Below are 25894 nucleotides of genomic sequence, written 5' to 3'. Positions count from 1 at the left end.
CCGAGAGGCCGTCTGAAAAACGTTTTTCAGACGGCCTGTTTATAACCGTTTTTTCTTTGCATACAAGCAGGCATTCTTTTTCTTTCAGACGGCCTGTGGCTAAGATGGCGCACCAAAACAACGCGCCTGCCGCCAAATATCAAATATAAGGAACACCCATGAACCCACCCAACCCGCTGCCGGACGAAATTTTTTCCGCCCTCTCCCCGCTGACCCCGCTGCAACTGGCCTGGCTTTCGGGCTACTGCTGGGCGCAGGCGGGCGGTGCGGCAGACGCGCCGCAGAGGCCGTCTGAAAACACCGATCCCGCCGTACAGGCAGCCGCCGCCCCCGCCAATATCACCGTGTTGTCCGCCTCGCAAACGGGCAACGCCCGCGCCGTGGCCGCCCGTCTGCATGAAGCCCTGCTTTCGCGCAACCTGCCCGCCACGCTGGTGTCGTGCGCCGACTACAAGCCGAAAAACCTTGCTGCCGAGCGGATTCTGCTGCTGGTAACGTCCACGCAGGGCGAGGGCGAGCCGCCGGAAGAGGCGTTGAGCCTGTTCAAACTCGTCAACGGCAAAAAAGCCCCCGATTTGGGCGGGCTGAAATTCGCCGTTTTGGGGCTGGGCGACAGCAGCTATCCGAAATTCTGCGGCGCAGCGGTGGACTTCGATTCGCGCTTGGCCGCGCTCGGCGGCGTGCGCCTGCTGCCGCGCACGGACTGCGATTTGGAATTTCAGGCCGAGGCCGAGGCGTGGATGGCGAAAATCGTCCCCGCCGTTGCCGCCGAATGCAAAGCCGCCCCCGCCGCGCAGGCCGCGCCGCAGTTTTCAGACGGCCTCAGTGCCGAACCAAGCGCGTACGGCAAAGAAAACCCGTTCCCCGCCACCTTGTCCGTGCGCCAGAAAATCACCGGCCGCAATTCCGACAAAGACGTGCGCCATATCGAACTCGACCTTGCCGGCTCGGGTTTGCAATACACGGCGGGCGACGCGCTGGGCGTGTGGTTCGACAACGACGGCGAACTGGTCTCGCGCCTGTTGGCCGCCGTTTCGCTCACAGGCGACGAGGCCGTTGATGTAAACGGCGAGAACAAAACCCTGCGCGCAGCCCTCACGCACGATTACGAAATCAGCCAAAACACGCCGCACTTCGTCAAAGGCTATGCCGAACTGGCGGGCAACGCCGAACTGGCAGAGCGTGCACAGGCAGACGCTGCCGCGCTGGTGGCCGAATATCCGCCCGTTGCGCTGGCGGAGCACTACCCCGCCCAACTCACCGCCGAACAGCTTGTTTCCCTGCTGCGCCTGCTCACGCCGCGCCTGTATTCCATCGCCTCCGCGCAGGACGAAGTGGGCGACGAAGTGCATCTGACCGTGGGCGTGCTGAACTATGAAAGCGACGGCAAACCCTTTACCGGCGCGGCTTCCGGCTATCTGGCCGAACGGCTGCCCGAAGAGGGGCAGGTGCGCGTGTTTGTCGAACGCAACCCCAATTTCCGCCTGCCCGAAAATCCCGACACGCCGATTATTATGATCGGCTGCGGCACCGGCATCGCCCCCTTCCGCGCTTTTATGCAGCAGCGAGCCGCCGACGGTGCGGGCGGCAAAAACTGGCTGGTGTTCGGCAACCCGCATTTCACCGACGATTTTCTGTATCAGACCGAATGGCAGCAGTTTGCCAAAGACGGCCTGTTGACCAAATACAGCTTCGCCTGGTCGCGCGACCAGAAAGAAAAAATCTATGTGCAGCACCGTTTGCAGGAAAACGGCGCGCAGATTTGGGATTGGATGAAAGAGGGCGCGCATGTGTATGTGTGCGGCGACGCGGCCAAAATGGCCAAAGACGTGGAAGCCGCGCTGCTGGCCGTCATCGCGGCACACGGCGGCATGGACGGCGACGCGGCCGACGAATATCTGGACGAAATGCGGCAGGAAAAACGCTACCAGCGCGATGTTTATTGATCGATACGCCCTGAGGCCGTCTGAAAACGTTTTTGGCTGTGCCGGAACTGTGTTTTCAGACGGCCTCCGCCGTTCAGGTAGGGTGTGTGGCGCAAGCCACGCACCCTACCCGACGCACCGCCAAACAGCATTTCCCCGTTTTAACTTCGCCGAAACCCCGTTTTCAGACGGCCTCACGCGCCCGAACGCCGTATAATCCGCCCTTTTCCGCCCCCGCCCGACACCATGCCCGAGCAAGCCGCCAAATCCCTGCGCCGCTGGCGGCGGCGCGGCTTCCTGCGCCGCGTCGCCATGCCCGCCCACGTCATCGACTGCCCCGAATGCGGGCTGCGCACCGCCGTGCCCGAACTCAAACAGGGGCATCAGGCCGACTGTCCGCGCTGCGGCCACGAGCTGCTGCGCGTGGAAAACGCGCCCTTCCTGATGCCCATCGCGCTGGCCGCCGCCACCCTGATGCTGCTGCTGTGCGTGTACGGCAGCATGTTTCTCACCGTGTCCACCGTGGGCGTGTACGAGCGGCTCACCCTGCCTTTTATGTTGAACATACTGATTTTGCAGGATTTCGGCTTTCTGGCGGAGGTGATGTTCGTCTTCACCTTCGGCCTGCCGCTTTTGTTTTTGCTGCTGTGCCTGTATGTGTACGGCGCGTTGCAGATCGCCCGCCCGCTGCCCGGCCTGATTGCCGCCACGCGCACCATGGTGCGCCTGCGCGAGTGGGTGATGGCCGATGTGTTCCTCATCTCCACGCTGGTGGCCTACATCAAGCTGGGCGACGTGGTGCGCGTCGAATTCGGCGCGGCCTTCTGGCTGATGTTTCCGATGGTGCTGCTGCTGCTGCGCACCACCCTGGCCGTGCCCGAACACTGGGTTTACTACCAAATCCACCTGCTGCACGGCCACACCACCATCTGGCCGGACAACGCGGGCAAAATCTGTTGCAGCCGCTGCCGCTGCTTCCGCCCCGCCGGCGAGGCCGAATGCGCCGTGTGCGGCACCGCCCTGTTTGCCCGCCGCCCACACAGCCTGCGCCTCTCGCTCGCCTTCCTCATCGCGGCGGCGGTGTTCTACATCCCCGCCAACACGCTGCCCATCATGATTTCGTCCAACCCTACCGTTACCGAAATCAGCACCATCATGGGCGGCATCATGTTTATGTGGGACAGCGGCGACCATGCCATCGCCGCGATTATCTTCTGCGCCAGCATCATGATTCCCGTGCTGAAAATCGGCATCATGGCCGTGCTGCTGCTGTGCGCCCGCTTCGGCGTGCCTTGGCCGGTGGAAAAAGTGTCGCTGCTCTACCGCATCACCGAAAAAATCGGCCGCTGGTCGATGATCGACATCTTCGTCGTCATCATCCTGATGAGCGCGTTCCACACCCCCATCGCCCGCGTAACCCCCGGCCCGGCCTCGCTCTACTTCTGCCTCGTCGTGCTGCTCACCATGCTCTCCGCCCACTACTTCGACCCCCGCCTGCTGTGGGACAAATGCGGAGCGAACGGCGAGCCGAATATCAACAGACCCTAACACGCAAAAAGGCCGTCTGAAAACCTGTAAAACCGGTTTTCAGACGGCCTTTTATTCCGCAAACGCCCTACCCCGCCACAATCTTCCACGCCATGCGCAGCGCAATCAGCAGCAGCAGGATGCCGAAGCCCTGTTTCAAACGCGCGGCGGGTAAGCGGTGGGAAAGACGCACCCCCAGCGGCGCGGACAGCAGCGTGGCCACCGCCAACACCGCCACCGCCGGCAGATAGACAAAGCCCGCCGAGCCTGCGGGCAGACCCGCCGCACCGATGCCCGCATACCAATAGCCCAAAGCCCCCGCCAGCGCGATCGGCCAGCCCAAGGCCGCCGACGTGCCGATGGCGCGGTGCACCGGCACATTGCAGAAGGTGAGAAACGGCACAGTGAGCGAGCCGCCGCCGATACCGATCCAACTCGACAAAAGGCCGAACAGGCTGCCCGCCGAAAACAGGCCGCCGCGCCCGGGAAGCTGGCGCGAGGGCACAGGCTTGATTCCCGCCAGAGAGCGCACGGCGATCACGGCGGCAAACAGCGCGAAAAACACCTGCAAGCCCTTGTTCGGCAAATGGCGCGACACCAGCGCACCCGCCGCCACCCCCAGCAGCACGCCCGGAATCATGCTTTTCAGAATCCGCCAGTCCACCGCGCCTTTGCGGTGCTGCGACAGTGCGCTGGAAAACGAGGTGAACACCATCACCGCAAACGACGTTCCCACCGCCGTGTGCTGCGCGTAGGCGAACCCCTCCACACCCTGAATCTGCAACACCCACAACACCAGCGGCACCAGAATCGTGCCGCCGCCCACGCCGAACATCCCGGCCACCACCCCCGCCAGCGACCCCGCCGCCAGCATCACCGCCACTGTTTCAAACGTCCACATGCTTTTTCCTCCTGTTTGTCCATACCCGCGCCGCTTTGCCCGCCTGCACCGGCAAAGGCCGTCTGAAAGCGCAGTGTTAACTTTATCGCCGCCGCGTTTTCAGAAACGTCATCCTCGCGTAGGCGGGGACGGCCTCCGATGGCGTTCGACGTCTGTTGGCAATCAACAAACATCCAAGGCCGCGCAAAACCCCGCCGCGTGTTCGGGCAGATATTTTTCCACCACCGCCCGCACCTCTTGCGACCATGCTTCGGCAAACCCGCAACCATCTTCATCGCAGAAAATTGCCCGCCCGCTGTTTTCGTATGCCGTTTCCAACTCGCGCAACGCTGCCAGCGTTTCCATAAAAGCCGCCAAGCCCGGGGCGACGGGCACGCGCTTGTCCAATGTGCCGTAGCCCGTGGGCAGCCAAAATACAGGGCATTCGGATTCTGCGGTGTCGGTGAACAGCACGGAATCGTCAATCAGCCGCGCGAAAATCACCCAGCCAGGCAGCCAGCCCTACGTGGGTGCAAGCTCGTGCGTTTTGCTGTCCACGCCGACAGACCAGCCTTCGGGGGCATCTGCCAATTCCTCGTATTCCAGCCATACCAACACGCCATCCAGCAGCGGCAGGAAACCGTAGCTTTCGTTCAATTCGCCGATGCGGATATGGCGGTAGAACCCGCCCAGCGCACCCATGTTGTCAGGCAATCCGCCCATCGGCGGCAGTTCGCTGTGCGGCACGCGGTGTGCGCCGTAGCCGATGCCGTTGGGAAAATACGGCTGCGGCGGCAGTGTGCGCGGTTGGGGCTGGTATTGCAGGCGGAACAGGCGGGCGAAGTGTTTGAAGTGTTTTAGGTTCATGGGTTGTTCTTTGGCAAAGGGGTGGACTACCTGAAAGCGCTAGCTTCAATGAAGTTAAAACGAGCGCAGCGAGTTTCTGCGAAGCTAAAACGGTTGGGCAGCCTGGAAACGAAGTTTGGCGTGGCGAAAACGGAGGAAACGGCTGGGTGCGTTGGCACAATACGAAACAGTTTAGGCAGTTTGAAACGGCTTTTGGGCTTTCGGTTTCGTTAAAACGCGTTTTACTCGTTTTAGCTACGCTGAACTGCGTTTCAGGCTACCTCATTACCTTGCCGTGCCTGTGCCCAAGCCACGGCGGCGGTAATGGCTGCTTTGGCTTGCGGGCTGTTTTTCCAGCAGCTTGCGCCTGTGATTGCCCCGCCCTGCTGCAAAATATCGGCGGGGTCTGCCGCTGCCAGCTTGGCTACGTCGTCCAAACCCATTTGCTGCAAGCGTTGCAACACGGTTTTGCCCACGCCTTTTACGGCGAGCAGGCTAGTGGTTTGGGTGTCGGTGAAAGGCATGGTTTTTTCCTTTGTGATGATGGGTAAATGAGGAGGCAGCCTGAAACGCGGATAACGGGTATTTGAGGCTACCTGAAAACGAGCGCAGTTTGGTAGGTCGGGCTGATGCCTGATGTTTTTTAATTTGCTGGCATTCGTTTGTCGGGCATCAATGCCCGACAAACGCCACCTGTTTTTCAGGCTGCCTTCTATCCTCACTCTGCCGCCAGTTCTTTAATTTGGCGTAGCAACTCGCGGCTTTCGTTCGGGTTCAGACCGCGGATATTGCGCAATTCGGCATCAATGGGAACAGGCGCGCCGCCGCCTCGCGGGGCGAAGGCGAGATATTGTCCGTGGCGGCGCACGGGTTGGAAGTTGTGGTCGCTAAATGTGATTTTGCGGATTTTGCCTGCGACGGGCGCGGGGTAGAAATAATAAGTCCGCCTGAGTTTGTGATTGGTGCCGGCGATGTAAATCGGGATGGCGACGAGTTTCCACGGCTGCGCTTCGGGGCGGTTGATGGCGGCAAGCACGGCGCGACGGCGGCGGTAGCGGGACAGCTGCCACCCACACGCGGCGGCGGCGACGGCAGCGATGGCGGCAAAGAGCAGCAGCGGCAGCAATTCGCGTATGTCGGCAGGATCGGCGGCGTTGCGCACGATTGCGGCGGCAAAAACAAGGCTGCCGATAAGCATCAGGGCACACAAAATGTTTGCCAGCGGATAGCCGCCGCCAATGCTGCGGATGCTGACTTGGGCGGGCAGGCAGACGGGGAACTCGCGCGGTTCGGGCGGCGTGACGGGGCGCGAACCAAGGGCTTTGGGGAAAAAGGTTTGGCAAAAACCATTCAGCACGGCTTGGCGGCGGCTTTTGTCGGGTTCTGCCGCCAGCGTGCGGATTAAATCGGGCAGGTGTTTGCCGTGCCGCAGGGGCATCACGGGCAGGGTGATGGCGAAATGGCGCAGGCGGTTTATGCTGTCCGACAGATGAAGTAGCTTGGCAAGGCGTGCTTCAAGCTGGTCAAGCGTGGCGTTGTCGGGCAGTGTTCCATCGGCTTCCAGTTCGGCTTCCAGTTTGTGTACAGGCTCGCTGCTCAGGTGCAGAGTGGCGGGAAACGGATAAACGAAAACAACGCTATTGACCCGTTCCCACGGATAAAAAACGTTTTCGCGCTTGATTTTGCTCTCGCTTTTCGCATCGCTCCCGCCGAGTTCTTCTTCGGCAAATGCTTGGACGATGCGGATACCGTCGGCGTTTAACACCAGTTTGGTGCGGCTGTCGGCGGTGCGGTAGAGCAACAGGGCGGCAAACACCAAGCAGAACAAAACGATAAGGGCACCGCTTAGAACGGCTTTCAGGCTGCCGACAAACAGCAGCGGCGATGCGGCAGCAGCGATGGCGAGCAGGACGAGCGACATCACAAACATTTTCAGGCGGGAATAGGTGATGCGGATTTCGGCGGGCATGGGGTTCTTTCTGATGCGGTTTGGGGTGGACGGGGCAAACGGCATTATAGGCAGCCTGAAACGCGGATAGGGCGTTGGGGCTACCTGAAAATAAAACAATGGCTTGTTCACTTGGCGCGGGATATGCAAACCTGTTCATGTGCCGTTCAACATGGGTTAAACGGTGCGTGGCAGAGCCGCACACCCTACGGGCTACCTGAAAACGAACGGAGTGAATTTCAGCGAAGCTAAAACGAGCAGCAAGTTTCTGCGAAGCTAAAACGGTTGAGGCAGCCTGAAACGTCGTTTCCCCTTTTAGCTTCGCAACTCCGCTGCGCTTCGCAGGCTGCCTTTATCCCCCCAATCAGCGCGTTACTGGTTTGTATCTGATGCGTTTCGGTTTCGCGCCTTCTTCGCCGAGTCGGCGTTTTTTATCGGCTTCATATTCCTGATAGTTGCCGTCGAAGAACACCCATTTCGAATCGCCTTCGCACGCCAGAATATGCGTGGCGATGCGGTCGAGGAACCAGCGGTCGTGCGAAATCACCATTACGCTGCCGGCAAATTCCAGCAACGCATCTTCCAGCGCGCGCAGGGTTTCCACGTCGAGGTCGTTGGACGGTTCGTCCAGCAGCAAGACATTGCCGCCGCTCAACAAGGTTTTTGCCAAGTGCAAACGTCCGCGTTCGCCGCCGGAAAGCTGCCCCGCGATTTTGCTTTGGTCGCTGCCTTTGAAATTGAAGCGTCCCAAATATTGGCGGGCGGGGATTTCAAACTGTCCGACCTGCAAAATGTCGCGGCCTTCGGCAATGTTGTCGAACACGGTTTTGTCGTTTTGCAAACCCTCGCGGCTTTGGTCGATCAGGCTCATTTTCACGGTTTGCCCGATTTTCACTTCGCCCGAATCGGGCTGCTCCTTGCCCGAAATCATTTTAAACAGCGTCGATTTACCCGCGCCGTTCGGGCCGATGATGCCGACAATCGCGCCCGCAGGCACTTTGAAGCTCAAATCGTCAATCAGCACTTTGTCGCCGAACGATTTGGAAACGTTCACAAATTCAACCACTTCGTTACCCAAACGCTCGGCGACGGGAATGAAGATTTCCTGCGTTTCATTGCGTTTTTGGTATTCGTAGTTGCTCATTTCCTCAAAACGCGCCAAACGCGCTTTAGACTTGGCTTGGCGGCCTTTGGCATTTTGGCGCACCCATTCCAATTCCTGCTTCATCGCCTTCACGCGCGCGGCTTCGGATTTCGCCTCGTTTTCTAAGCGTTTTTCTTTCTGCTCCAGCCAAGACGAGTAATTGCCTTTCCAAGGAATACCGTGGCCGCGGTCGAGTTCCAAAATCCATTCGGCGGCGTTGTCGAGGAAGTAGCGGTCGTGTGTTACCGCAACGACTGTACCGGGGAAGCGCACCAAAAATTGCTCCAGCCATTCCACCGATTCCGCATCCAAGTGGTTGGTCGGCTCGTCCAGCAGCAGCATGTCGGGCTTGCTCAACAAGAGTTTGCACAAAGCAACACGGCGTTTTTCACCGCCGGACAAATTGCCGATTTTGGCATCCCATTCCGGCAGACGCAGCGCATCGGCGGCGATTTCCAATTCATGTTCCGCACCGCCGCCTGTGGACGAACCCGCCGCGATAATCGCTTCCAAGCGGCCCTGCTCTTCCGCCAGCGCGTCAAAATCCGCATCGGGATTGGCATACTCGGCATACACTTCTTCCAAACGTTTCTGCGCGGCGGCCACTTCTCCCAAACCGCTTTCCACTTCCTCACGCACGGTTTTTTCAGGATCAAGCTCCGGCTCTTGCGGCAGATAGCCGATTTTGATGCCGCCCATCGGCACGGCTTCGCCTTCAAATTCTTTGTCCACACCCGCCATAATCCGCAAAACGGTGGATTTGCCCGCGCCGTTCAGGCCGAGCAGGCCGATTTTCGCGCCGGGGAAAAACGAGAGGGAAATGTCTTTGATGATGGTTTTCTGCGGCGGCACGACTTTGCTCACGCGCAGCATGGAATAGACGTATTGTTGGGACATAGATGCTCCTTGAATGAGATGGGGAAAGGGGATGGAGGCCGTCTGAAAACGGAGTTTTGCGCTCGGCGGCAGCCTGAAATCAGCCGCGCGCCATCAGCAGCACAAAGCCCAGCCCGAACAGTATCGCCAGCAGCACGCCGACGGTGGCGGCAATCATGGCGCGGCTGGCGGCGCGGGCTTTTTCCAACTGGGTTTGCGCCTGAACCAGACGGGTTTGCGCTTCGGCGTAGGCGGTTTGCGCCCGCAGCCGTTCGGTTTCGGCGGCGGTCTGTTCGGGCGTGCGGAAATCGGGGGTTTGGGACATGGGCAATCCTTTTTTGCGCAGGGGGCTGCAGTTGAGGCCGTCTGAAAAACGGGTTTCCAACGAAGTTAAAACGCGGTTTCAGACGGCCAAAAAGCGTTTTCCCGTTTTTCAGACGGCCTTTTCAGAAATGTCATCCCCGCGTTTATGCTCCGAAGGAGTACTGGCGGGGACGGCCTCAGCTTTGCAGGGCGGGTTTTGACCCACCGTTTCAGACGGCCTCAATGCGCCGTATTTATGTTTCATGTTCAAACGGTGGGTCGAGACCCGCCCTACCCTTTTTTCAGACGGCCTCAACGCGCCGCCAGCCATTGCACATAGCGCGACACGCCCTCTTCCACGGTGAGGAATTCGTCGGCGTAGCCCGCTTCGCGCAGGCGGGAGATGTCGGCTTGGGTGAAACTCTGGTAGCGTCCTTTGAGCGCGTCGGGGAACTCGGTGTAGCGGATCAACCCCTGCGCGACTAAGTCTTCCAGGCCGAGTGCTTCCTTGCCTTCGAGGGCGCGGCAGGCGTTTACCGTGGCGGCGGCCAGCTCGTTGAAACTCTGGCTGCGGCCGGTGCCGAGATTGAAAATGCCCGAGCGTTCGGGGTGGTCGAGGAAAAACAGGTTGACTTTGGCCACGTCTTCCACGCTGACGAAATCGCGGCTCTGGCCGCCGGCGGGGTAGCCGTCGTAGCTGCCGAACAGTTCGACGAAGCCCCGTTCGCGGTATTGGTGGAAATGGTGGAAGGCCACGGAGGCCATGCGGCCTTTGTGCTGCTCGCGCGCGCCGTACACGTTGAAATAGCGGAAGCCCGCCGCCTGCGCGGTCAGGCCTTCCTCCATGCGGCGGCGCAATACCTGGTCGAACAGGAATTTGGAATAGCCGTACACGTTCAGCGGCTCTTCGAGGGCGCGTTCTTCGCAGAACACTTCGCCCCGGCCGTACACCGCCGCGCTGGACGCGTAGAGAAACGGAGTGCGCTCGTCCTGACACCAGTCGAACAAATCCAGCGTGTACTGGTAGTTGTTGTCCATCATGTAGCGGCCGTCGTGGTTCATGGTGTCGGAACACGCGCCCTCGTGGAACACGGCTTCGGCCTCGAAGGGGAAAACGTGCTCGCGCACCTGGCGGATAAATTCGTGTTTGTCGAGATAGTGGGCGATGTCGCAGTCGGCGAGGTTTTTGAATTTTTGGCCGTTGGTGAGGTTGTCCACGGCGACGATGTCGGTGATGCCGCGCGCGTTGAGTGCTTTGACGATGTTGCTGCCGATAAAGCCGACCGCGCCGGTTACGATGATGCTCATGAGGGAATCCTTATAAATAAGGCCGTCTGAAATAAGGCCGTCTGAAAAGCGGCGATTGTAAACCAAAGCGCGGCGGCCTCAAATTTTTCAGACGGCCGCTGCGTGTTCTAAACAGATAACGCAAAAATCTAAGGCACGGCCGCGCTTTGTCGTACCATGAGTTTTTCACACGCACACACGAAAGGATGCACCATGCCGCCGTTTCCCGCCAACATCGCCGCCTTTTTCGCCGCCAACCATGTGGTCAGCATCGCCGCCGCCCATGCGGGCGAAGTGTGGAGCGCGTGCTGTTTTTACGTGTTTGACGCGGATGCCGCCCGCCTGATCGTGCTCACCTCGCAAAACACCCGCCACGGCGCGATGATGGCCGCCAGCCCGCGCATCGCCGCCACCATCGCCGGCCAGCCGGAGGGTTTCACACAAATCAGCGGCATCCAGCTCGCCGCCCGCGCCCGCATCCTCGCGGGCGAAGAACGCAAAGCCGCCCTCGCGCAATACACCGCCGCCCACCCGATGGCCAAGGCAATGGCCTTGAAAACCGACGTGTGGGCATTGGATTTGGACAGCGTGAAATACACCGACAACAAGCTGGTGTTCGCACAGAAAACACGCTGGCAGCGGGAAGGTTAGCGTGCGGCGCACAAAAGGCCGTCTGAAAAATGCCGCGATACGGTTTTTCAGACGGCCTTCCCATGCCCGCCCATCCGTAGGGTGTCGCCCCGAGGCGACGCACGCGTTCCCTGCACGGCAGCAAATGTCCGCGCCCCGCAAGTATGAAACCGCGTGCGTGGCTTGCGCCACACACCCTACCTAAGGGTAGAGGCCGTCTGAAAAAACCAAAATCGGTTTTTCAGACGGCCTCTTCACCGTTTTGCCTGCATCGAACCCGCGCGGGGTTTGTCGGCAGACGCTGTTTCAGACCTTATTGCCCGCCGTGCAGGCAGAGGTTTTTGATGATGCCGCTGCGGGGGAGGGACAGGGTGTGGCGGCCTTTTTCGAGTTCGGCAAAGCAGGAGGATTTGCCGGTTTCGGGTTCGGTGCCCTGCTCCAAGGGCAGTTTTTTGCCGGCGGCGTCGCGCACTGTGCCGAAGCAGGCGTCGGCGGACAGAAGGGCGGATTCGTGCGGGTTGTTTATGGTGTAGCGTGCGCCGGCGCGGACTTTGAGCGCGGGGATGCAGCCGTCTTCGCCGAATTCGAGCGGTTGGGCATGCGCTTTCGGGGCGGCTTGGGCGGTGGCGGCCAGTGCGGCGGCGAGGATGAGGAGGGCGGTTTTTTTCATGGGGTTTCCTGTCGGAAGTTGGTTAAAAAAACGGGACGGAGGCCGTCTGAAAACGGGTAAAACGTTTTCAGACGGTCTCACACGAGCACAACATCAAACTGTTCCTGCGTGTAGCTGTTTTCCACGGCCAGGGAGATGGGTTTGCCGATGAAGTCGATGAGCATGGCAAGCGACTGGGATTCTTCGTCGAGAAACAGGTCGATGACTTCGGGCGAGGCGAGGATGCGGAATTCTTTGGCGTCGAAGCGGCGGTTTTCGCGCACGATTTCGCGCTGGATTTCGTAGCAGACGGTTTGCGCGGTTTTCAGACGGCCTCTGCCCTGGCAGGCGGGGCAGGGTTCGCACAGGACGTGGCTGAGGTTTTCGCGGGTGCGTTTGCGGGTGAGCTCCACCAGGCCGAGGCTGGTGAAGCCGTTGAGGGTTACGCGGGTGCGGTCGAAGCTGAGGGCTTTGGCCAGCTCCTGCAATACGGCTTCGCGGTGGATGTCGGAGGCCATGTCGATGAAGTCGATGATGATGATGCCGCCGAGGTTGCGCAGGCGCAGTTCGCGGGCGATGGCGTGGCAGGCTTCGAGGTTGGTTTTGAAGATGGTTTCGTCGAAGTTGCGCGCGCCGACGAAGCCGCCGGTGTTCACGTCGATGGTGGTCATGGCTTCGGTGGCTTCGATGATGAGGTAGCTGCCGAAGTTGAGGCTGACGCGCGGTTGCAGGGCGCGGTTGATTTCGGCTTCGACGTTGTGGGTTTCAAACAGGGGGCGTTCGCCGTTGAAGAGTTTGATTTTTTCCGGCGCGTCCTGCACGTATTGGGCGGCGAAGTCCTGCATTTTGGCGAAGTTTTCTTTGGAATCGACGAGGATTTCGCGGGTGTTGCCGCTAAACATGTCGCGCAGCACGCGCAGGCTCAGGGGCAGGTCTTGATACAGCAGCGAGCCGGCGGGGCGGGTTTTGGCTTTGCTGCGGATGTCCTGCCACACTTTTGTGAGGTAGCCGATGTCGGCCTGCAATTCGGCGTCGGTGGCGGTTTCCGCGCTGGTGCGGATGATGTAGCCGTGGGCGGAGTCGGGCGGCAGCAGGCTGTTGAGGCGGCCGCGCAGGTTGTGGCGTTCTTCGTGGTCTTCGATGCGCTGGGAGACGCCGATGTGCTCTTCCTGCGGCAGGTGCACGAGGAAGCGGCCGGCCAGGGAGATTTGGGTGGAGAGGCGCGCGCCTTTGCTGTTGATGGGGTCTTTGATGACCTGCACCAGCAGGGTCTGCCCTTCAAAGAGGACGTGTTCGATGCGCTGGGCGGCTTCGGGGTTTTTTCGCTGTTCGAGGATGTCGACGATGTGGAGGAAGGCGGCGCGTTCGAGGCCGATGTCGACAAACGCGCTCTGCATGCCGGGCAGCACGCGGCGCACCACGCCCAGATAGATGTTGCCCACCAGGCCGTGGCCGGAATTGCGCTCGATGTGCAGCTCGCAGATGTTGTTTTCTTCGAGGATGGCAACGCGGGTTTCCTGCGGGGTGATGTTGACGAGGATGGTTTCGGGCGGGCGGACGATGTCTTTGGGCAGGGGCAGGCTGGGCAGCATGTTTCGGCTTTCGTTTTTTAAGGGCGGCATGATACCGAAACGGCAGGCCGTCTGAAAGCAAGAGGCCGTCTGAAAAAGCGTAATTCGGGTTTTGGCTTCGCCGAAGCTGTGCTTTCAGACGGCCTTTCGTTTATGCGGCACAGAACGCGTGCGTCGCCTCGGGGCGACACACCCTACGTCAAGCACCGGCATTTTACAGCGTGGTGTCCAGTGCGGCGGAGATGTCGGCCCAGATGTCGTCCGCGTCTTCGATGCCGATGGAGAAACGCAAAAGGCCGGGGCGGATACCGAGTTCGGCCTTCACTTCGGGCGGCACGCCGCTGTGCGACTGGGTGTAGCAGTGGTTGACCAGGCTTTCCACGCCGCCGAGGCTGGATGCCATTGTTACCAGCTTCATGTTGCGGATGACGCTGTCGGCGGCTTCGCGGCTGTCGTTTTTCAGGTAAACCGTTACCACGCCGCCGCAGCCTTCGGGCATCTGCCGCTGCGCCAAGTCGTGATGCTCGTGCGAGGGCAGGCCGGGGTAGAACACTTTTTCAATGGCGGGATGCGCTTCGAGGCGGCGGGCAATGGAGAGCGCGTTGGCGCAGTGCCGCTCCATGCGCAGGGCGAGGGTTTTGATGCCGCGCAGCACGAGGGCGCAGTCGGCCGGGCCGGCCACGCCGCCGGTGTTCACCAGCATGGTGTGCAGGGCGCGGGCGAGTTTGGCGTCTTTCACCGCCACCACACCCATCAGCACGTCGGAGTGGCCGCACAGGTATTTGGTGGCCGAGTGGAACACGATGTCGCAGCCCATATCCAGCGGCTGTTGCAGATAGGGCGTGGCGAAGGTGTTGTCGATGCCCACCAGCGCGCCGGCGGCTTTGGCTTTGGCCGCCAGAACGGCGATGTCCACCAGCCGCAGCAGCGGGTTGGACGGCGTTTCCAGCCAAACGAGTTTCACGTTTTTGTTTTCCGCCAATGCCTTATCCAGATTGGCCGGATCGGAGAGGTCGGCAAACACCACGTTCACGCCCCAGGCCGCGTACACTTCGGTGAGCAAATCGTAGCTGCCGCCGTAGATGTCGCTCACCGCGACAATCGTGTCGCCCGGGCGCAGGAAGGTGCGGAACACGCAGTCGATGCCCGCCATGCCGCTGCCGAAGGCGAAGCCCGCCGTGCCGTTTTCCAGCGCGGCCACCGTGTCTTCCAGCACCTTGCGCGTCGGGTTGGACAAGCGGGCATAGCGGAAGGGAATCTGCTCGCCGATGCCCTTCATGGCAAACATCGAATTTTGGTAAACCGGCGGCATGATGGCGCGGTTGTGCTCGTCGGGGTTGTAGGCCGTGTGGATGGCCTCGGTGGCGAAACGGTACTTCATCGGGCAGCTCCTGTGTAAAAACGTTTAAAGACGGGGAAAACGGCGATTGTAGGCCGTCTGAAAAAGCCCATCAAGGCGGCCGCGGATGCGCTTTGCGGTTGCCAGCGGCGGCCTAACCCGCTACGATTGCGGCCTTTGTTTGATTCTGTAAACCAACGGTAGAGAGCCATGCCCAGTGCCATCATTGTAGAAGACGAAATCCTCGCCGCCGAACGCCTGCGCGTCCTTCTGGACGAATGCGGCGTCGTCCTGCTCAAAACCTTCGCCCATGCCCGGCCCGCGCTGGAATGGCTCAGCGTGCACGAAACCGACATCGTGTTCACCGACATCAACATGCCGGAAATCAACGGCCTGGACTTTGTCGAACGCATCAAACGCATCGCCAAAAAGCAGCCGCACGTCATCTTCACCACCGCCTACGAAGAACACGCCCTGCGCGCCTTCGAGCTGGCGGCGGAAGACTACCTGCTCAAACCGATCAAAATCGCCCGCTTGCAGGCCGCCCTCGCCCGCGTGCAGAGCAACATCGAAGAATCCGAAGACGAATTCAAAAATTTCCAAGTGTTCAACCGCGAACGCATGGTGGAAATCCCCTGGCAGCAGGCGCGCTACTTGCAGGCCGACCAGAAAACCGTCTTCCTCATCACCGGCGACGGCTCGCGCTACGAACTGCCCAAAACGCTGGTGCACTGGGAAGAGCTCTTGGGCGACAAAGTCATCCGCGTGCACCGCAACGCCCTGGTGATGCGCCACACCCTCGACAGCCTCATCCGCCTGGACGACGACGAAGACGAAGGCAGCGCGAGCTGGGGCGCGAAAGTGTTGGACGTGGAAGAAATCCTCCCCGTCAGCCGCCGCCAGCTCTCCGCCATCCGCCGCCTGCTGCGCGACGGCGGCGTGTAAGCCGCAAGCGTCCCCGAACGAAGGAAAAGCCCGCACACGCTGCGGGCTTTTCCGTATCCGCCCCGTTTTCAGACGGCCTCTGCTGCTTAGGCATGGTGTGTCAGCCCCGAGGCGAGGCACACGGTTTTGGATGGGCGTTTGCGTTTGGGCAGGCGCAAGGTTGAGAGGCCGTCTGAAAACCGCCAAACAGGTTTTCAGACGGCCTCTGCCGCTTAGCCAAGGTAGGTTGGGTCGAGACCCAACATCTGTGCAACCGGCCGATGTCGGGTTTGCCACCCAACCTACCCGCTGCCTGCGCGGGAATAACGGACAGAGGGTTTCAGACGGCCTCTACCCTATCCGAACGGCGGCACGGCGCAGCCCGCCTGGCGCAGCAGTTCGCAGGTTTCGTACACCGGCAGCCCCATCACGCCGCTGAAACTGCCGCGCAGTTCGCGCACGAACACGCCGCCCGCGCCCTGGATGCCGTATGCGCCGGCCTTGTCGAGCGGTTCGCCGCTTTGCACATAGGCGGCGATTTGCGCGTCCGAGAGTGGAGCGAAACGCACGCGGCTGGTCTGCACGGCGGTGTGCGCGAGGCCGTGCGCGAACAGGCAGAGGGCGGTGTGCACTTCGTGTTCCCTGCCCGAGAGGCGGCGCAGCATGGCGCGGGCGTGTTCGGGCGATTCGGGTTTGCCGAGGATGTCGCCGTCCAGCGCGACGGCGGTGTCGGCGGACAGCACGGGCGACTCGGACGGCGGCGCGCCTGTTTCGCGCAGCAGGCGCAGGGCGGCGGCGTTTTTCTCGCGCGCCATGCGCAAAACATAGGCGGCGGGCGGCTCGCCCGGGCGCGGCGTTTCGTCGATGTCGGCGTTCAGCCTTTCGATGCGGTAGCCGAGGTTTTCGAGGATTTCGCGGCGGCGCGGGCTGCCGGAGGCGAGGCGGATCAGCGGGGCTGGCATATTGTTTCCTGTTTGGCGTTCGGGGCGGCGATTATAGCGGAGGCCGTCTGAAAAACCTGTCCGCCAAACCCGCCGCACGCTTTCAGACGGCCTCTTTTTCCGCCTGTCGGCCGCCGTGTGTGTGAAAATCAAATGGTGTTACAATCCGCGCCTTTTGCGCAACCGCCCCTTCCGCCCGCCTTTTTTTGCCATGAACAAACCCGCCGCCCTTGTTTTGCTGATGTCGCTCGCCCTGCCCGCCGCCCCCGTGTTTTCAGACGGCCTCACGCCGGCAGAGGGGGCGCAGAGGCCGTCTGAAAACAAGGAAAACGCACAAAACACAGGCGCGGACGAAGCGAAGCCTTCGTTTTTCAGCCGTGTGAAAAACCGGCTGATCCGGAAAAAGCCCTCGGAAGGCGGGGGCGCGTTGCAGCCGAAGTTTCCCGTTACCGTGGAAGCCTCGCCCGACGATGTGAAGCAGATGCTGCAAGAGCATCTGCCGCTGATCACGCAGCAGCAGGAAGAGGAGCTGGACGACGAACAGATGGCCTTTCTGGCCGAAGAAGCCCCCGCGCAGGTGTTGTCCATGCTCAAAACCAAGGGCTATTTCAACGCCAAGGCAACGGTGTCGCGCAGCGGCGCGGGCTATCTGGTGAAGGTGGACAGCGGGCCGCAGACCAAAATCGCCAACGTGTCCATCGCCATCCTCGGCGACGTGCTGCAAGACGACAACCTCGGCAGCTACTACCGCGACGCGTCGGAAAACTGGGCTCTGCCGGTGGGCAGCGTGTTCAACCAGGACGATTGGAGCGGCAGCAAAACCTCGGTGCTCTCGGCGGTGCGGCGCAAAAAATACCCGCTGGCGGCGTTTTCGGCCACGCAGGCGCAGGTCGATCCGGCCAGGCACAGCGCGGATTTGTCGGTGGCGGTGGACAGCGGCAAGCCGGTTTATTTCGGCGAGTTTGAAATCAGCGGCACCAAACGCTATCCCGAAAGCGTGGTGCGCGGACTGGCGCAGTTCGAGCCGGGCGCGCCCTACGATTTGGACAAGCTCCTGGACTACCAGCAGGCTTTGGAGCAGAACAACCACTACTCCGGCGCGTCGGTGCAGGCCGATTTCGATCGGATGCAGGGCGACAGGGTGCCGGTGAAAGTGGCTGTGTCGGAAACGAAAAAACACAAGCTGGAACTGGGTCTGAGCTACGATTCGGAATACGGCGCGGGCGGCAAGTTCGGCTACGACTACTACAACCTGTTCGGGCGCGGCTACACCGGCTCGTTTGTCGCCAACGCCGACAAATACGAACAAACCGTCGCTGCCGGCATCAGCCAGCCGCGCAACAACCACGGCCACTACTTCACCAGCTCCCTCTCCTACAACCGCAAAACCACGCAGAAGCTCGAAACCGAAACCTGGTCGGCCGGCATCTGGCGCGTGCGCGACCGCAACGGCATCGAATCGCGCATCGGCATCGAATACGTCGAAGACCTCTCCAAAATCCCCGACGCCAAAGTCTATCTCGGCCGCTCCTTCGCCACCATGCTCACCGCCTCGTGGAAAAAACAAAATATCTCCACCCAGCTTCGCCCCGAAAACGGCTACTACCTCGACATCAAAGGCGGCACCACCCTCGGCAGCCTGTTTTCCTCCTCCTCCATGCAGCGCGTCGCCGGCAGCGCGGGCTACTACTACACCCCCGAAAACAAGAAAATCGGCACCTTTGTTACGCGCGGCCAAATCGGCTTCGTCAACGCCAAAGACGACAGCGACACCCCCGCCATCCTGCGTTTCCGCACCGGCGGCGCAACCTCCGTGCGCGGCTACGAACTCGACAGCATCGGCCGCGTCGGCCCCTCCGGTGCGATCCTGCCCGAGCGCGTCCTCGCCGTCGCCAGCGCGGAATACCAGTATCCGATCAACAAAACCTTCTCTGCCGCCATTTTTCACGACATGGGCGGCACGGCGCACAGCTTCCGCGACATGACCCTCAAACACGGCACCGGCATCGGCGTGCGCTGGTTCAGCCCCGTCGCCCCCTTCTCCTTCGACATCGCCTACGGCCATCAGGACAAAAAAATCCGCTGGCACATCAGCCTGGGAACCCGTTTCTAAATGACACACACCGCACACGACTCGCAAAGGCCGTCTGAAAACCGCGCAAGCCCCGCCGCAAACGGCCAAACGCCGAACAGGCCGTCTGAAAAACCGAAAAGCCGCCTGCGCCGCCTCCTCAAAGCCCTGCTGTGGCTCGTCCTCATCCTTGCCTGCGCCCTGGCCGCCGCGCTGTACTGGCTCGCCGCCAGCGAATCCGGCCTGCGCTTCGCCCTCGCCCGCCTGCCGCAGCTCGGCGGCGTCGCCATAGACGCGCAAAACCTCAAAGGCACGCTCTGGCACGGCTTCTCCGCCGGCAAACTCACCGTGCAAACCCCGTCCGCCGACATCGAAATCGACCGCCCCGCCCTGCAATGGCGGCCGCAGCGCATCTTTTCAGACGGCCTGTTGCACATCCGCAACCTCGAAGCGGGCAGCATCCACATCCAGTCCAAACCCACCCCGCCCAAAGACAACCCCCCCGCCAAACTGCCCGACTCCGTCAGCCTGCCCCTGCCCGTCATCCTCGACCGCCTCGCCGTCGGCCAAATCAGCAGCGGCAAAAAACGCAGCGTCATCCTCAACCGCGCCGAAGCCGCCTATTTCTACGACCATACAGCCCACACCCTCTTCGTCAAAAACCTCGAAACCCCGTGGAGCGCGAACAGCGGCATGCTGCGCGTTCAGACGGCCTCCCCCTACGCCGTCCGGGGCAGCATCGGCGGCGTGGCCGAACTCGACGACATCGCCGCCGGCGTGCGCCTCACCCTCGCGGGCGACCTCAACCGCACCGCCGTAACCGCCAAACTCACCAGCGGCACGGTGAAGCTCGACGCCGACGCGCTCGTCAGCCCGTTTGAAAACCGCCTCGACAAACAAATCGGCCAAGTCCTCATCAAAGGCCACGGCATCGACCCCGGCATGTTCGCCCCCTCCTCGCCCGCCGCCGAACTCGATTTCGACGCCACCATCGTCCCCTCGCCGCACAACGGCCTCGCCCTCGAAGGCTCGATCGATTTGGTCAACACCGCCGCCCGCGCCGCCGACCAAAACGGCATCCCCGTGCGCAGCCTGCTGGGCGAATTCACCGTAGACAGCAAAGGCGTGCTCGCCGTGCAAAACATCGAAGCCGGTCTGTTGAACAAAGGCCGCGTCCTGCTCGGCGGCAGAATGGACACCGACCGCAACACCCTCAACCTCGCCGCCGAACTGCACAACATCACCCCCGCCGACCTCCTCAACGCCGCCTACGACGACGAATTCAACGGCAAAATCAGCCTCACCGGCAGCTACCTCAACCCCGAAGCCGCCTGGGACATCACCGACAAGCACGCCCAAAGCACAGGCCGTCTGAAAACCGCCACCGACACCAAAAACGGCCAGCGCACCCTGCTCGTCCCCCGCGCCCGCATCGCCACCGAAGGCGGCGGCACGCTCGATTTGTCCGGCTCGCTCGAACTGTTCGGCCGCCGCCTGCTCCAAGCGCAAATCGACAGCAAACGCTTCAACCCCGCCGCCCTGCACCCCGACCTGCCCGAGGGCAGCATCAACGGCGGCCTCGCCCTCGACGGCGTATTGGCCGAAGAAAGCTACGGCGGCCAAATGCGCTTTGCCGACAGCACCCTCTCCGGCGTAACCCTCTCCGGCAGTGCCCAGGCACAATACCGAAACAAACACCTCGAACGCGCCGCCGCCGACATCCTGCTCGGACGCAACCGCCTCAAAGCCGACGGCAGCTTCGGCAAAGCGGGCGACCGCCTCAACATCGACCTCTCCGCCCCCGAACTCGACAAATTCGGCTTCGGCCTCGCCGGCGCGCTCAACGCCAAAGGCTACATCGCGGGCGATCCGAAAAAACTCACCGCCGACCTCACCGGCAGCGCGCGCGGCCTGCGCCTGAAAGACGCGTTTTCCCTCAACGAACTCGACTTCAAAGCCGCCGCCTCCCCCGATTACAGCCAGCCGCTCAACCTGCAAGTGCACGGCAAAGGGCTGGTGGCGGGCGGCAAAGACGGCACCCGCATCGACAGCGTCAACGCCGCCGTCATCGGCACCGGCCTGCGCCACAGCATCCGCGCCGACGGCAGCATGGCCATGGGCGGCAAAAACTACACCCTCGACCTGCTGGCCGACGGCGGCCTCAACAAGGACAACCGCTGGACGGGCACCGTCGCTCGCCTCGACCTCTCCGGCAGCTTCAACCTCAAACTGCAAAACCGCCTCGCCCTCGAAGCGGGCGCGGAACGCGTCGCCCTCGGCACGACGCAGTGGGCGGCGATGGGCGGCCGCCTCAACATGAACAGCTTCGTGTGGGACAAGCGCAACGGCCTCACCAGCAAAGGCAGCGCGTCCGGCCTCAACGTCGCCGAGCTGCACAACTTCTTCAAGCCCCCCGTCGAACACAACCTCGTGCTCGCCGCCGACTGGGATTTGGCATACAGCCGCGACGCGCACGGCTACCTCAACGTCCGCCAGCAGTCCGGCGACATCGTCCTCCCCTACCGCAAACAGCCCCTCGGCCTCACCGGCCTCTCCCTGCAAACCCGCTTCCAAAACGGCCGCATCGACAACCAAATCGCCGGCCAAACCCGCTACGGCACACTCTCCGGCAGCGTCGGCATCAGCCAGCAGTTCGGCAATTCCATATTGGCCGCCCCCGTGTCAGGCCGTCTGAAACTCGACATCCCCGAGCTGGCCGCCCTGAAAAACCTGCTCCCCATCGGCCAGAGTGCCAAAGGCTCGCTCGCCGCCGAAGCCGAAATCGGCGGCCGCGTCGGCGAACCCCAGCTCGGCGGCAGCCTCAACGGCGACAAACTCTACTACGTCAACCGCGAATACGGCGTCATCCTCGACAACGGCAGCCTGCGCTCGCGCTTTGCCGGACAGCAATGGCAGATACAGAGCCTCACCTTCCGGCGCGGCAGCGGCAGCGTCGCCCTCTCCGGCACCGCCGGCTGGGGCGGCGGCATCCCCGTCGTGGACATCAACGCCCTCTTCGACAAATACGAAATCCTCGACAAACCTCGCCGCCGCCTCACCGTCAGCGGCAGCACCCGCCTCGTTTACTCCGAAAAAAGCGGCATCGGCCTCGAAGGCCGTCTGAAAGTGGACGAAGGCCGCTTCGGCATGCAGAAATCCGGCATGCCCGCGCTGGATGACGACGTCGTCGTCCTCGGCGAGCCGCCCAAACAGCCCGCCGCCGCCGTGCCCATCAGCATGAACCTGCTGCTGGACTTGAACGACAGCGTCTATTTCAAAGGCGAAGGCGTGGACGTAACCCTCGGCGGCCAGCTCACCCTCACCGCCCAGCCCAAGCAGGACATCCAGGGCGTCGGCACCATCAAAGTCGTCAAAGGCAAATACAAAGCCTACGGCCAGGATCTCAACATCACCAAAGGCACGGTTTCCTTCGTCGGCCCGCTCTCCGACCCCAACCTCAACATCCGAGCCGTGCGCAACCTCTCGCCGGTGGACGCGGGCGTGGAAGTCGTCGGCAGCCTCAGCAACCCGCGCATCACCCTGGTGGCCAACGAACCGATGAGCGAAAAAGACAAACTCTCCTGGCTGGTGCTCAACCGCGCCAGCAGCGGCAGCGACGGCGACAACGCCGCCCTCTCCACCGCCGCCAGCGCGTTCCTTGCCGGCAAGCTCAACGACAAAATCGGCCTCGTGGACGACTTCGGCCTCACCAGCCGCACCAGCCGCAACGCGCAAACGGGCGAACTCAACCCCGCCGAACAAGTCCTCACCGTCGGCCGCCAGCTCACCAACGAGCTTTATTTCGGCTACGAATTCGGCCTCAACAGCGCAAGCCAGACCGTCAAACTCGTCTACCAGCTCACCCGCACCATCCAGGCCGTCGTCCGCGTCGGCTCGCAATCGTCCGGCGGCGAAATCAAATACGTCATCCGCTTCGACTGAACAAAGGCCGTCTGAAAAAACAATTTTCAGACGGCCTCTGCCCTTAGGTAGGGTGTGTGGCGCAAGCCACGCACGCGGTTTCGGTTTCTTGGGAAACGCGCGGATGTGTTACACGGCGGGAAACACGTGCGTCGCCCCAAGGCGGCACACCCTGCATCAGCTTCGGCACGGATCGGATGAAAAACAGGCCGTCTGAAAGCCGTATTTGCGCTTTCAGACGGCCTCTGCCATAAAACACCGCCCCAAACGGCAAAACCGCCCTGACATAAAACACGTTTCCCGCAAAACGCAGCCGGTAAAAGACACAATCCGCCTGAAAACAAAATCTGCCTTCGCAAAAAATACACAAAAAACCAAGATGCGGCACAAAACACTCTTTACACAATTTCAACCCCGCCCCGTTTTCCGCTACACTGCCGCCCTTTTACGCCAAAGGCCGTCTGAAAAGGCGGAAACGATATGACCCGACAACACGCACATTTACCCCCCGACCGCAAAAACCGCCTGCACGCCCTCGGCCCGGGCATTCTGATGGCTTCGGCCGCCGTGGGCGGCTCGCACCTGATCGCCTCGACGCAGGCCGGTGCGCTCTACGGCTGGCAGCTCGCCCTGATTATCGTGCTGACCAACCTGCTCAAATATCCGTTTTTCCGTTTCAGCGCGCATTACACGCTCGACAGCGGCAAAAGCCTGATCGAAGGCTACGCCGAAAAAAGCCGCGCCTACCTTTGGGTGTTTCTGGTGATGTGTTTTCTCTCGTCCACCATCAGCACCGGCGCGGTCGCCCTGCTCACCGCCGCGATTGTCAAAATGTCCGTCCCCGGCCTGACGCTGTCCGTCGGCACACTGTCGGTTGCCGTCGTGGGCGCGTGCGTGCTGATTCTGCTGATGGGGCAGTATAAGGCTTTGGATACGCTGTCGAAATTCATCGTCGTCAGCCTTAGCATCACCACCGTGGCCGCCGCCGCGATTGCCGCCGCCAAAGGCATGCAGATGAAGCCCGACTTTATCGAACCCTCGCCGTGGAACATGGCCGCGCTGGGCTTCATCATCGCCCTGATGGGCTGGATGCCCGCCCCCATCGAAATTTCCGCCATCAATTCGCTGTGGGTAACGGCCAAGCAGAAAACCGACCCCGTCAGCTACCGCGACGGCATGTTCGACTTCAACGTCGGCTTCATCACCAGCGCGGTGCTGGCCGTGGTGTTTCTCGCACTGGGCGCGTTTGTGCAATACGGCAACGGCGAAGCGGTGCAGATGAAAGGCGGCCAATACGTCGGCCAGCTCATCAATATGTACACCGCCACCATCGGCACTTGGGCGCGCCCGCTGGTCGGCTTTATCGCCTTCGCCTGCATGTTCGGCACCACCATCACCGTGATCGACGGCTACGCCCGCGCCCTAGCCGAATCGGTGCGCCTTGTGCGCGGGCGCGAACGTTTCCGCACGCTCGAGCTGTTCGGCTGGATTGCCTGGATTTCCACCACCGGCCTCGCCCTGATTCTCTGGTTTGACAGCGCGTTGGGCGAACTTTTGAACTTCGCCATGATTTCCGCCTTCCTCGCCGCCCCCGTGTTCGCCTGGCTCAACTATTGGCTGGTGCGCCACGACGACAAACACAAACTCACCCCCGCCATGAACGCCCTCTCCCTGGCCGGCCTGGCCTACCTCATCGGCTTTGCCGTGCTGTTTGTGCTGAACTACGCCGGCATTTTGGCTTGATAAAACAGTGAAAAAGGCCGTCTGAAAACCCGTTTCAAGGTTTTCAGTCGCAGGCTGGGATTTAGCACGGCCGACTTACTATTTTACCGATGTTTTGCCGGGCTGAAGCCCGGCCTACACCGAATACTTTTTATCCGTATCCGACTAAAAAAGGCCGTCTGAAAACCTGCAAACAAGGTTTTCAGACGGCCTCAACCGTTGATATGCGCTTGGATGCGCGATGCCCGCCGTTTACGACGGACGCTGGGTCAGCATCCAGCTTTGGATGCTGCGCGCGTCGTTGACGCGGGTGGTGGTGGTGGGCGAGTTGAGCAAAACGATGGTAACGGGTTCGCTGCCGATGCGGGCTTTGACCACCATCGAACGGCCGGATTCGCGGATGTAGCCGGTTTTCTGCAATTCGATGTCCCATGTGCCTTCGCGCACGAGGGCGTTGGAGTTTTTATAGTTCTGCTGCCGCCCCGCGCTGGTGTAAACCGAGCCGTAGGTGGAGGTGCTGTTGCTGCGGATTTGCGGGTATTTGGCGGCGGCGGCCACCATTTTGCTCAAATCGCTGGCGGTGGAGACGTTGCGATAGTCGAGGCCGGTCGGCTCGTAAAAGCGACTGTCGGCCATGCCGAGGCTTTGGGCTTTGGCGTTCATGGCGGCGACGAACGCGGCCATGCCGCCGGGGTAGGTGCGCCCGAGCGCGTGCGTGGCTCGGTTTTCGCTGGACATCAGGCTCAGGTGCAGCAGCTGGGCGCGGGTCAGCTGCGTGCCGATGGAGAGGCGGCTGCCGGTGCCTTTGATGCGGTCGATTTCGTCTTCGGTGATGGTGATGACTTCGTTCATGTTCAGACGCGCGTCCAGCGTAACCATCGCCGACATCAGCTTGGAAATCGAGGCGATGGGCATGACACGGTTCATATTTTTCTGATACAGCACCTCGCCGGTGCGGTTGTTCAAAATCAGCGCGGACTGGGAAGCGAGCAGCGGCCCGGCAATCGCGGCCTGCGCTTCGAGCATGTCGGCGGGGTTGTTGGCAATGAAGGTGCCCAGCGGGTCTTGGTCGGCGGGCAGATTCTGTTGCAGAAACTGGCCGAGCACGTCCATATCGTCGGCAGCGGCGGGCAGGGAGAATAAAAACAGGCCGCAGAACAGGGCGGCGGCTTTTGTGCAGGATGAGATTTGAAACATGGCAGAATCCGTAAAACGTCGGGTGGACGGCAGGCCGTTTGAAAGCGCGGCTTCGACGAAGCGGAAACCGTATGTGAAACAGTGTGCGGCGCAAACTGGGTTTTCGTATCGGTTGGAATTTTTTTATTCCGCTTCACATCCTTAGCAGCGAAGAACGCTTTGTATTGTCTGTGAAAACAAGATGTTTTGTAAA

At 61.3% G+C, this 25894-nt stretch carries 20 protein-coding genes; 7 read left to right on the top strand and 13 right to left on the bottom strand.

From position 1 onward, the window contains the following. Nucleotides 1–158 precede the first annotated feature (158 nt). Both H3L91_RS05040 and H3L91_RS05035 read left to right on the top strand, forming a co-directional pair. Entirely contained in the window at nt 159–1946 is a 1788-nt protein-coding gene (locus H3L91_RS05040; RefSeq protein ID WP_007342480.1) for an assimilatory sulfite reductase (NADPH) flavoprotein subunit, read from the top strand. Between the two features lie 225 nt (nt 1947–2171). Beyond that, the gene (locus H3L91_RS05035) at nt 2172–3473 is read left to right on the top strand and encodes a paraquat-inducible protein A (RefSeq protein WP_007342478.1); all 1302 of its coding nucleotides are present in this window, start codon (nt 2172–2174) and stop codon (nt 3471–3473) included. 67 nt (nt 3474–3540) lie between these two features. Here H3L91_RS05035 and H3L91_RS05030 read toward each other — a convergent pair whose 3' ends face one another. The 8 genes from H3L91_RS05030 to rfaD all read right to left on the bottom strand — a co-directional run bounded on the left by H3L91_RS05030 (nt 3541) and on the right by rfaD (nt 10757). Next, entirely contained in the window at nt 3541–4353 is an 813-nt protein-coding gene (locus H3L91_RS05030) for a sulfite exporter TauE/SafE family protein (protein ID WP_007342477.1), read from the bottom strand. A gap of 162 nt (nt 4354–4515) precedes the next feature. Then, nucleotides 4516–4836: a hypothetical protein gene (locus H3L91_RS05025; protein WP_007342475.1), complete on the bottom strand. Its 321-nt coding sequence runs from the start codon at nt 4834–4836 to the stop codon at nt 4516–4518. 18 nt (nt 4837–4854) lie between these two features. After that, a complete protein-coding gene (locus tag H3L91_RS05020; RefSeq protein WP_007342474.1) occupies nt 4855–5199 on the bottom strand; it encodes a hypothetical protein in 345 nt (114 codons plus the stop codon). Nucleotides 5200–5450: 251 nt separating this feature from the next. Further along, nucleotides 5451–5702 (bottom strand): hypothetical protein, encoded by a 252-nt coding sequence (locus tag H3L91_RS05015; RefSeq protein ID WP_007342473.1) that lies wholly within the window; start codon nt 5700–5702, stop codon nt 5451–5453. Between the two features lie 194 nt (nt 5703–5896). Continuing rightward, complete coding sequence (locus tag H3L91_RS05010) at nt 5897–7147, bottom strand: hypothetical protein (protein WP_007342472.1); 1251 nt, start codon at nt 7145–7147, stop codon at nt 5897–5899. Nucleotides 7148–7490: 343 nt separating this feature from the next. Continuing rightward, nucleotides 7491–9167, bottom strand: a complete 1677-nt coding sequence (ettA, locus tag H3L91_RS05005; protein ID WP_007342471.1) for an energy-dependent translational throttle protein EttA — start codon at nt 9165–9167, stop codon at nt 7491–7493. Nucleotides 9168–9246: 79 nt separating this feature from the next. Then, the gene (locus tag H3L91_RS05000; RefSeq protein ID WP_007342470.1) at nt 9247–9471 is read right to left on the bottom strand and encodes a hypothetical protein; all 225 of its coding nucleotides are present in this window, start codon (nt 9469–9471) and stop codon (nt 9247–9249) included. A 290-nt stretch (nt 9472–9761) separates the two neighbouring features. Then, entirely contained in the window at nt 9762–10757 is a 996-nt protein-coding gene (gene rfaD, locus H3L91_RS04995) for an ADP-glyceromanno-heptose 6-epimerase (RefSeq protein ID WP_007342468.1), read from the bottom strand. A gap of 192 nt (nt 10758–10949) precedes the next feature. Here rfaD and H3L91_RS04990 point away from each other — a divergent pair, with 192 nt between their 5' ends. After that, nucleotides 10950–11387 (top strand): pyridoxamine 5'-phosphate oxidase family protein, encoded by a 438-nt coding sequence (locus tag H3L91_RS04990; RefSeq protein WP_007342466.1) that lies wholly within the window; start codon nt 10950–10952, stop codon nt 11385–11387. Nucleotides 11388–11679: 292 nt separating this feature from the next. Here H3L91_RS04990 and H3L91_RS04985 read toward each other — a convergent pair whose 3' ends face one another. The 3 genes from H3L91_RS04985 to H3L91_RS04975 all read right to left on the bottom strand — a co-directional run bounded on the left by H3L91_RS04985 (nt 11680) and on the right by H3L91_RS04975 (nt 14967). Further along, nucleotides 11680–12036 carry a hypothetical protein gene (locus H3L91_RS04985; RefSeq protein ID WP_007342465.1) on the bottom strand — a complete coding sequence of 119 codons (357 nt, stop codon included), beginning with the start codon at nt 12034–12036 and terminating at the stop codon, nt 11680–11682. Between the two features lie 77 nt (nt 12037–12113). After that, nucleotides 12114–13607 carry a ribonuclease G gene (gene rng, locus H3L91_RS04980; protein ID WP_007342464.1) on the bottom strand — a complete coding sequence of 498 codons (1494 nt, stop codon included), beginning with the start codon at nt 13605–13607 and terminating at the stop codon, nt 12114–12116. Nucleotides 13608–13800: 193 nt separating this feature from the next. Beyond that, a complete protein-coding gene (locus tag H3L91_RS04975; protein WP_007342463.1) occupies nt 13801–14967 on the bottom strand; it encodes a trans-sulfuration enzyme family protein in 1167 nt (388 codons plus the stop codon). Between the two features lie 168 nt (nt 14968–15135). Between H3L91_RS04975 and H3L91_RS04970 the strand changes: the two genes are divergently transcribed. Continuing rightward, the gene (locus tag H3L91_RS04970) at nt 15136–15870 is read left to right on the top strand and encodes a LytR/AlgR family response regulator transcription factor (protein WP_007342462.1); all 735 of its coding nucleotides are present in this window, start codon (nt 15136–15138) and stop codon (nt 15868–15870) included. A 335-nt stretch (nt 15871–16205) separates the two neighbouring features. On the opposite strand, the gene H3L91_RS04965 is transcribed toward H3L91_RS04970, so the two are convergent. Beyond that, nucleotides 16206–16811 carry a Maf family protein gene (locus H3L91_RS04965; protein ID WP_040658825.1) on the bottom strand — a complete coding sequence of 202 codons (606 nt, stop codon included), beginning with the start codon at nt 16809–16811 and terminating at the stop codon, nt 16206–16208. A 190-nt stretch (nt 16812–17001) separates the two neighbouring features. Here H3L91_RS04965 and H3L91_RS04960 point away from each other — a divergent pair, with 190 nt between their 5' ends. The 3 genes from H3L91_RS04960 to H3L91_RS04950 all read left to right on the top strand — a co-directional run bounded on the left by H3L91_RS04960 (nt 17002) and on the right by H3L91_RS04950 (nt 24525). Beyond that, complete coding sequence (locus H3L91_RS04960) at nt 17002–18903, top strand: autotransporter assembly complex protein TamA (protein ID WP_040659442.1); 1902 nt, start codon at nt 17002–17004, stop codon at nt 18901–18903. Then, entirely contained in the window at nt 18904–22803 is a 3900-nt protein-coding gene (locus H3L91_RS04955; protein WP_007342458.1) for a translocation/assembly module TamB domain-containing protein, read from the top strand. Between the two features lie 459 nt (nt 22804–23262). Beyond that, nucleotides 23263–24525 carry an NRAMP family divalent metal transporter gene (locus H3L91_RS04950; RefSeq protein ID WP_007342456.1) on the top strand — a complete coding sequence of 421 codons (1263 nt, stop codon included), beginning with the start codon at nt 23263–23265 and terminating at the stop codon, nt 24523–24525. A gap of 231 nt (nt 24526–24756) precedes the next feature. Here H3L91_RS04950 and H3L91_RS04945 read toward each other — a convergent pair whose 3' ends face one another. Further along, the gene (locus tag H3L91_RS04945) at nt 24757–25701 is read right to left on the bottom strand and encodes a serine hydrolase (protein WP_007342455.1); all 945 of its coding nucleotides are present in this window, start codon (nt 25699–25701) and stop codon (nt 24757–24759) included. Between the last annotated feature and the right edge of the window lie 193 nt (nt 25702–25894).

This window comes from Neisseria bacilliformis (assembly GCF_014055025.1).
Classification (GTDB): domain Bacteria; phylum Pseudomonadota; class Gammaproteobacteria; order Burkholderiales; family Neisseriaceae; genus Neisseria; species Neisseria bacilliformis.
Note: the sequence above shows the minus strand (reverse complement) of the source record. Positions and strands in the feature narration are given on the sequence as shown.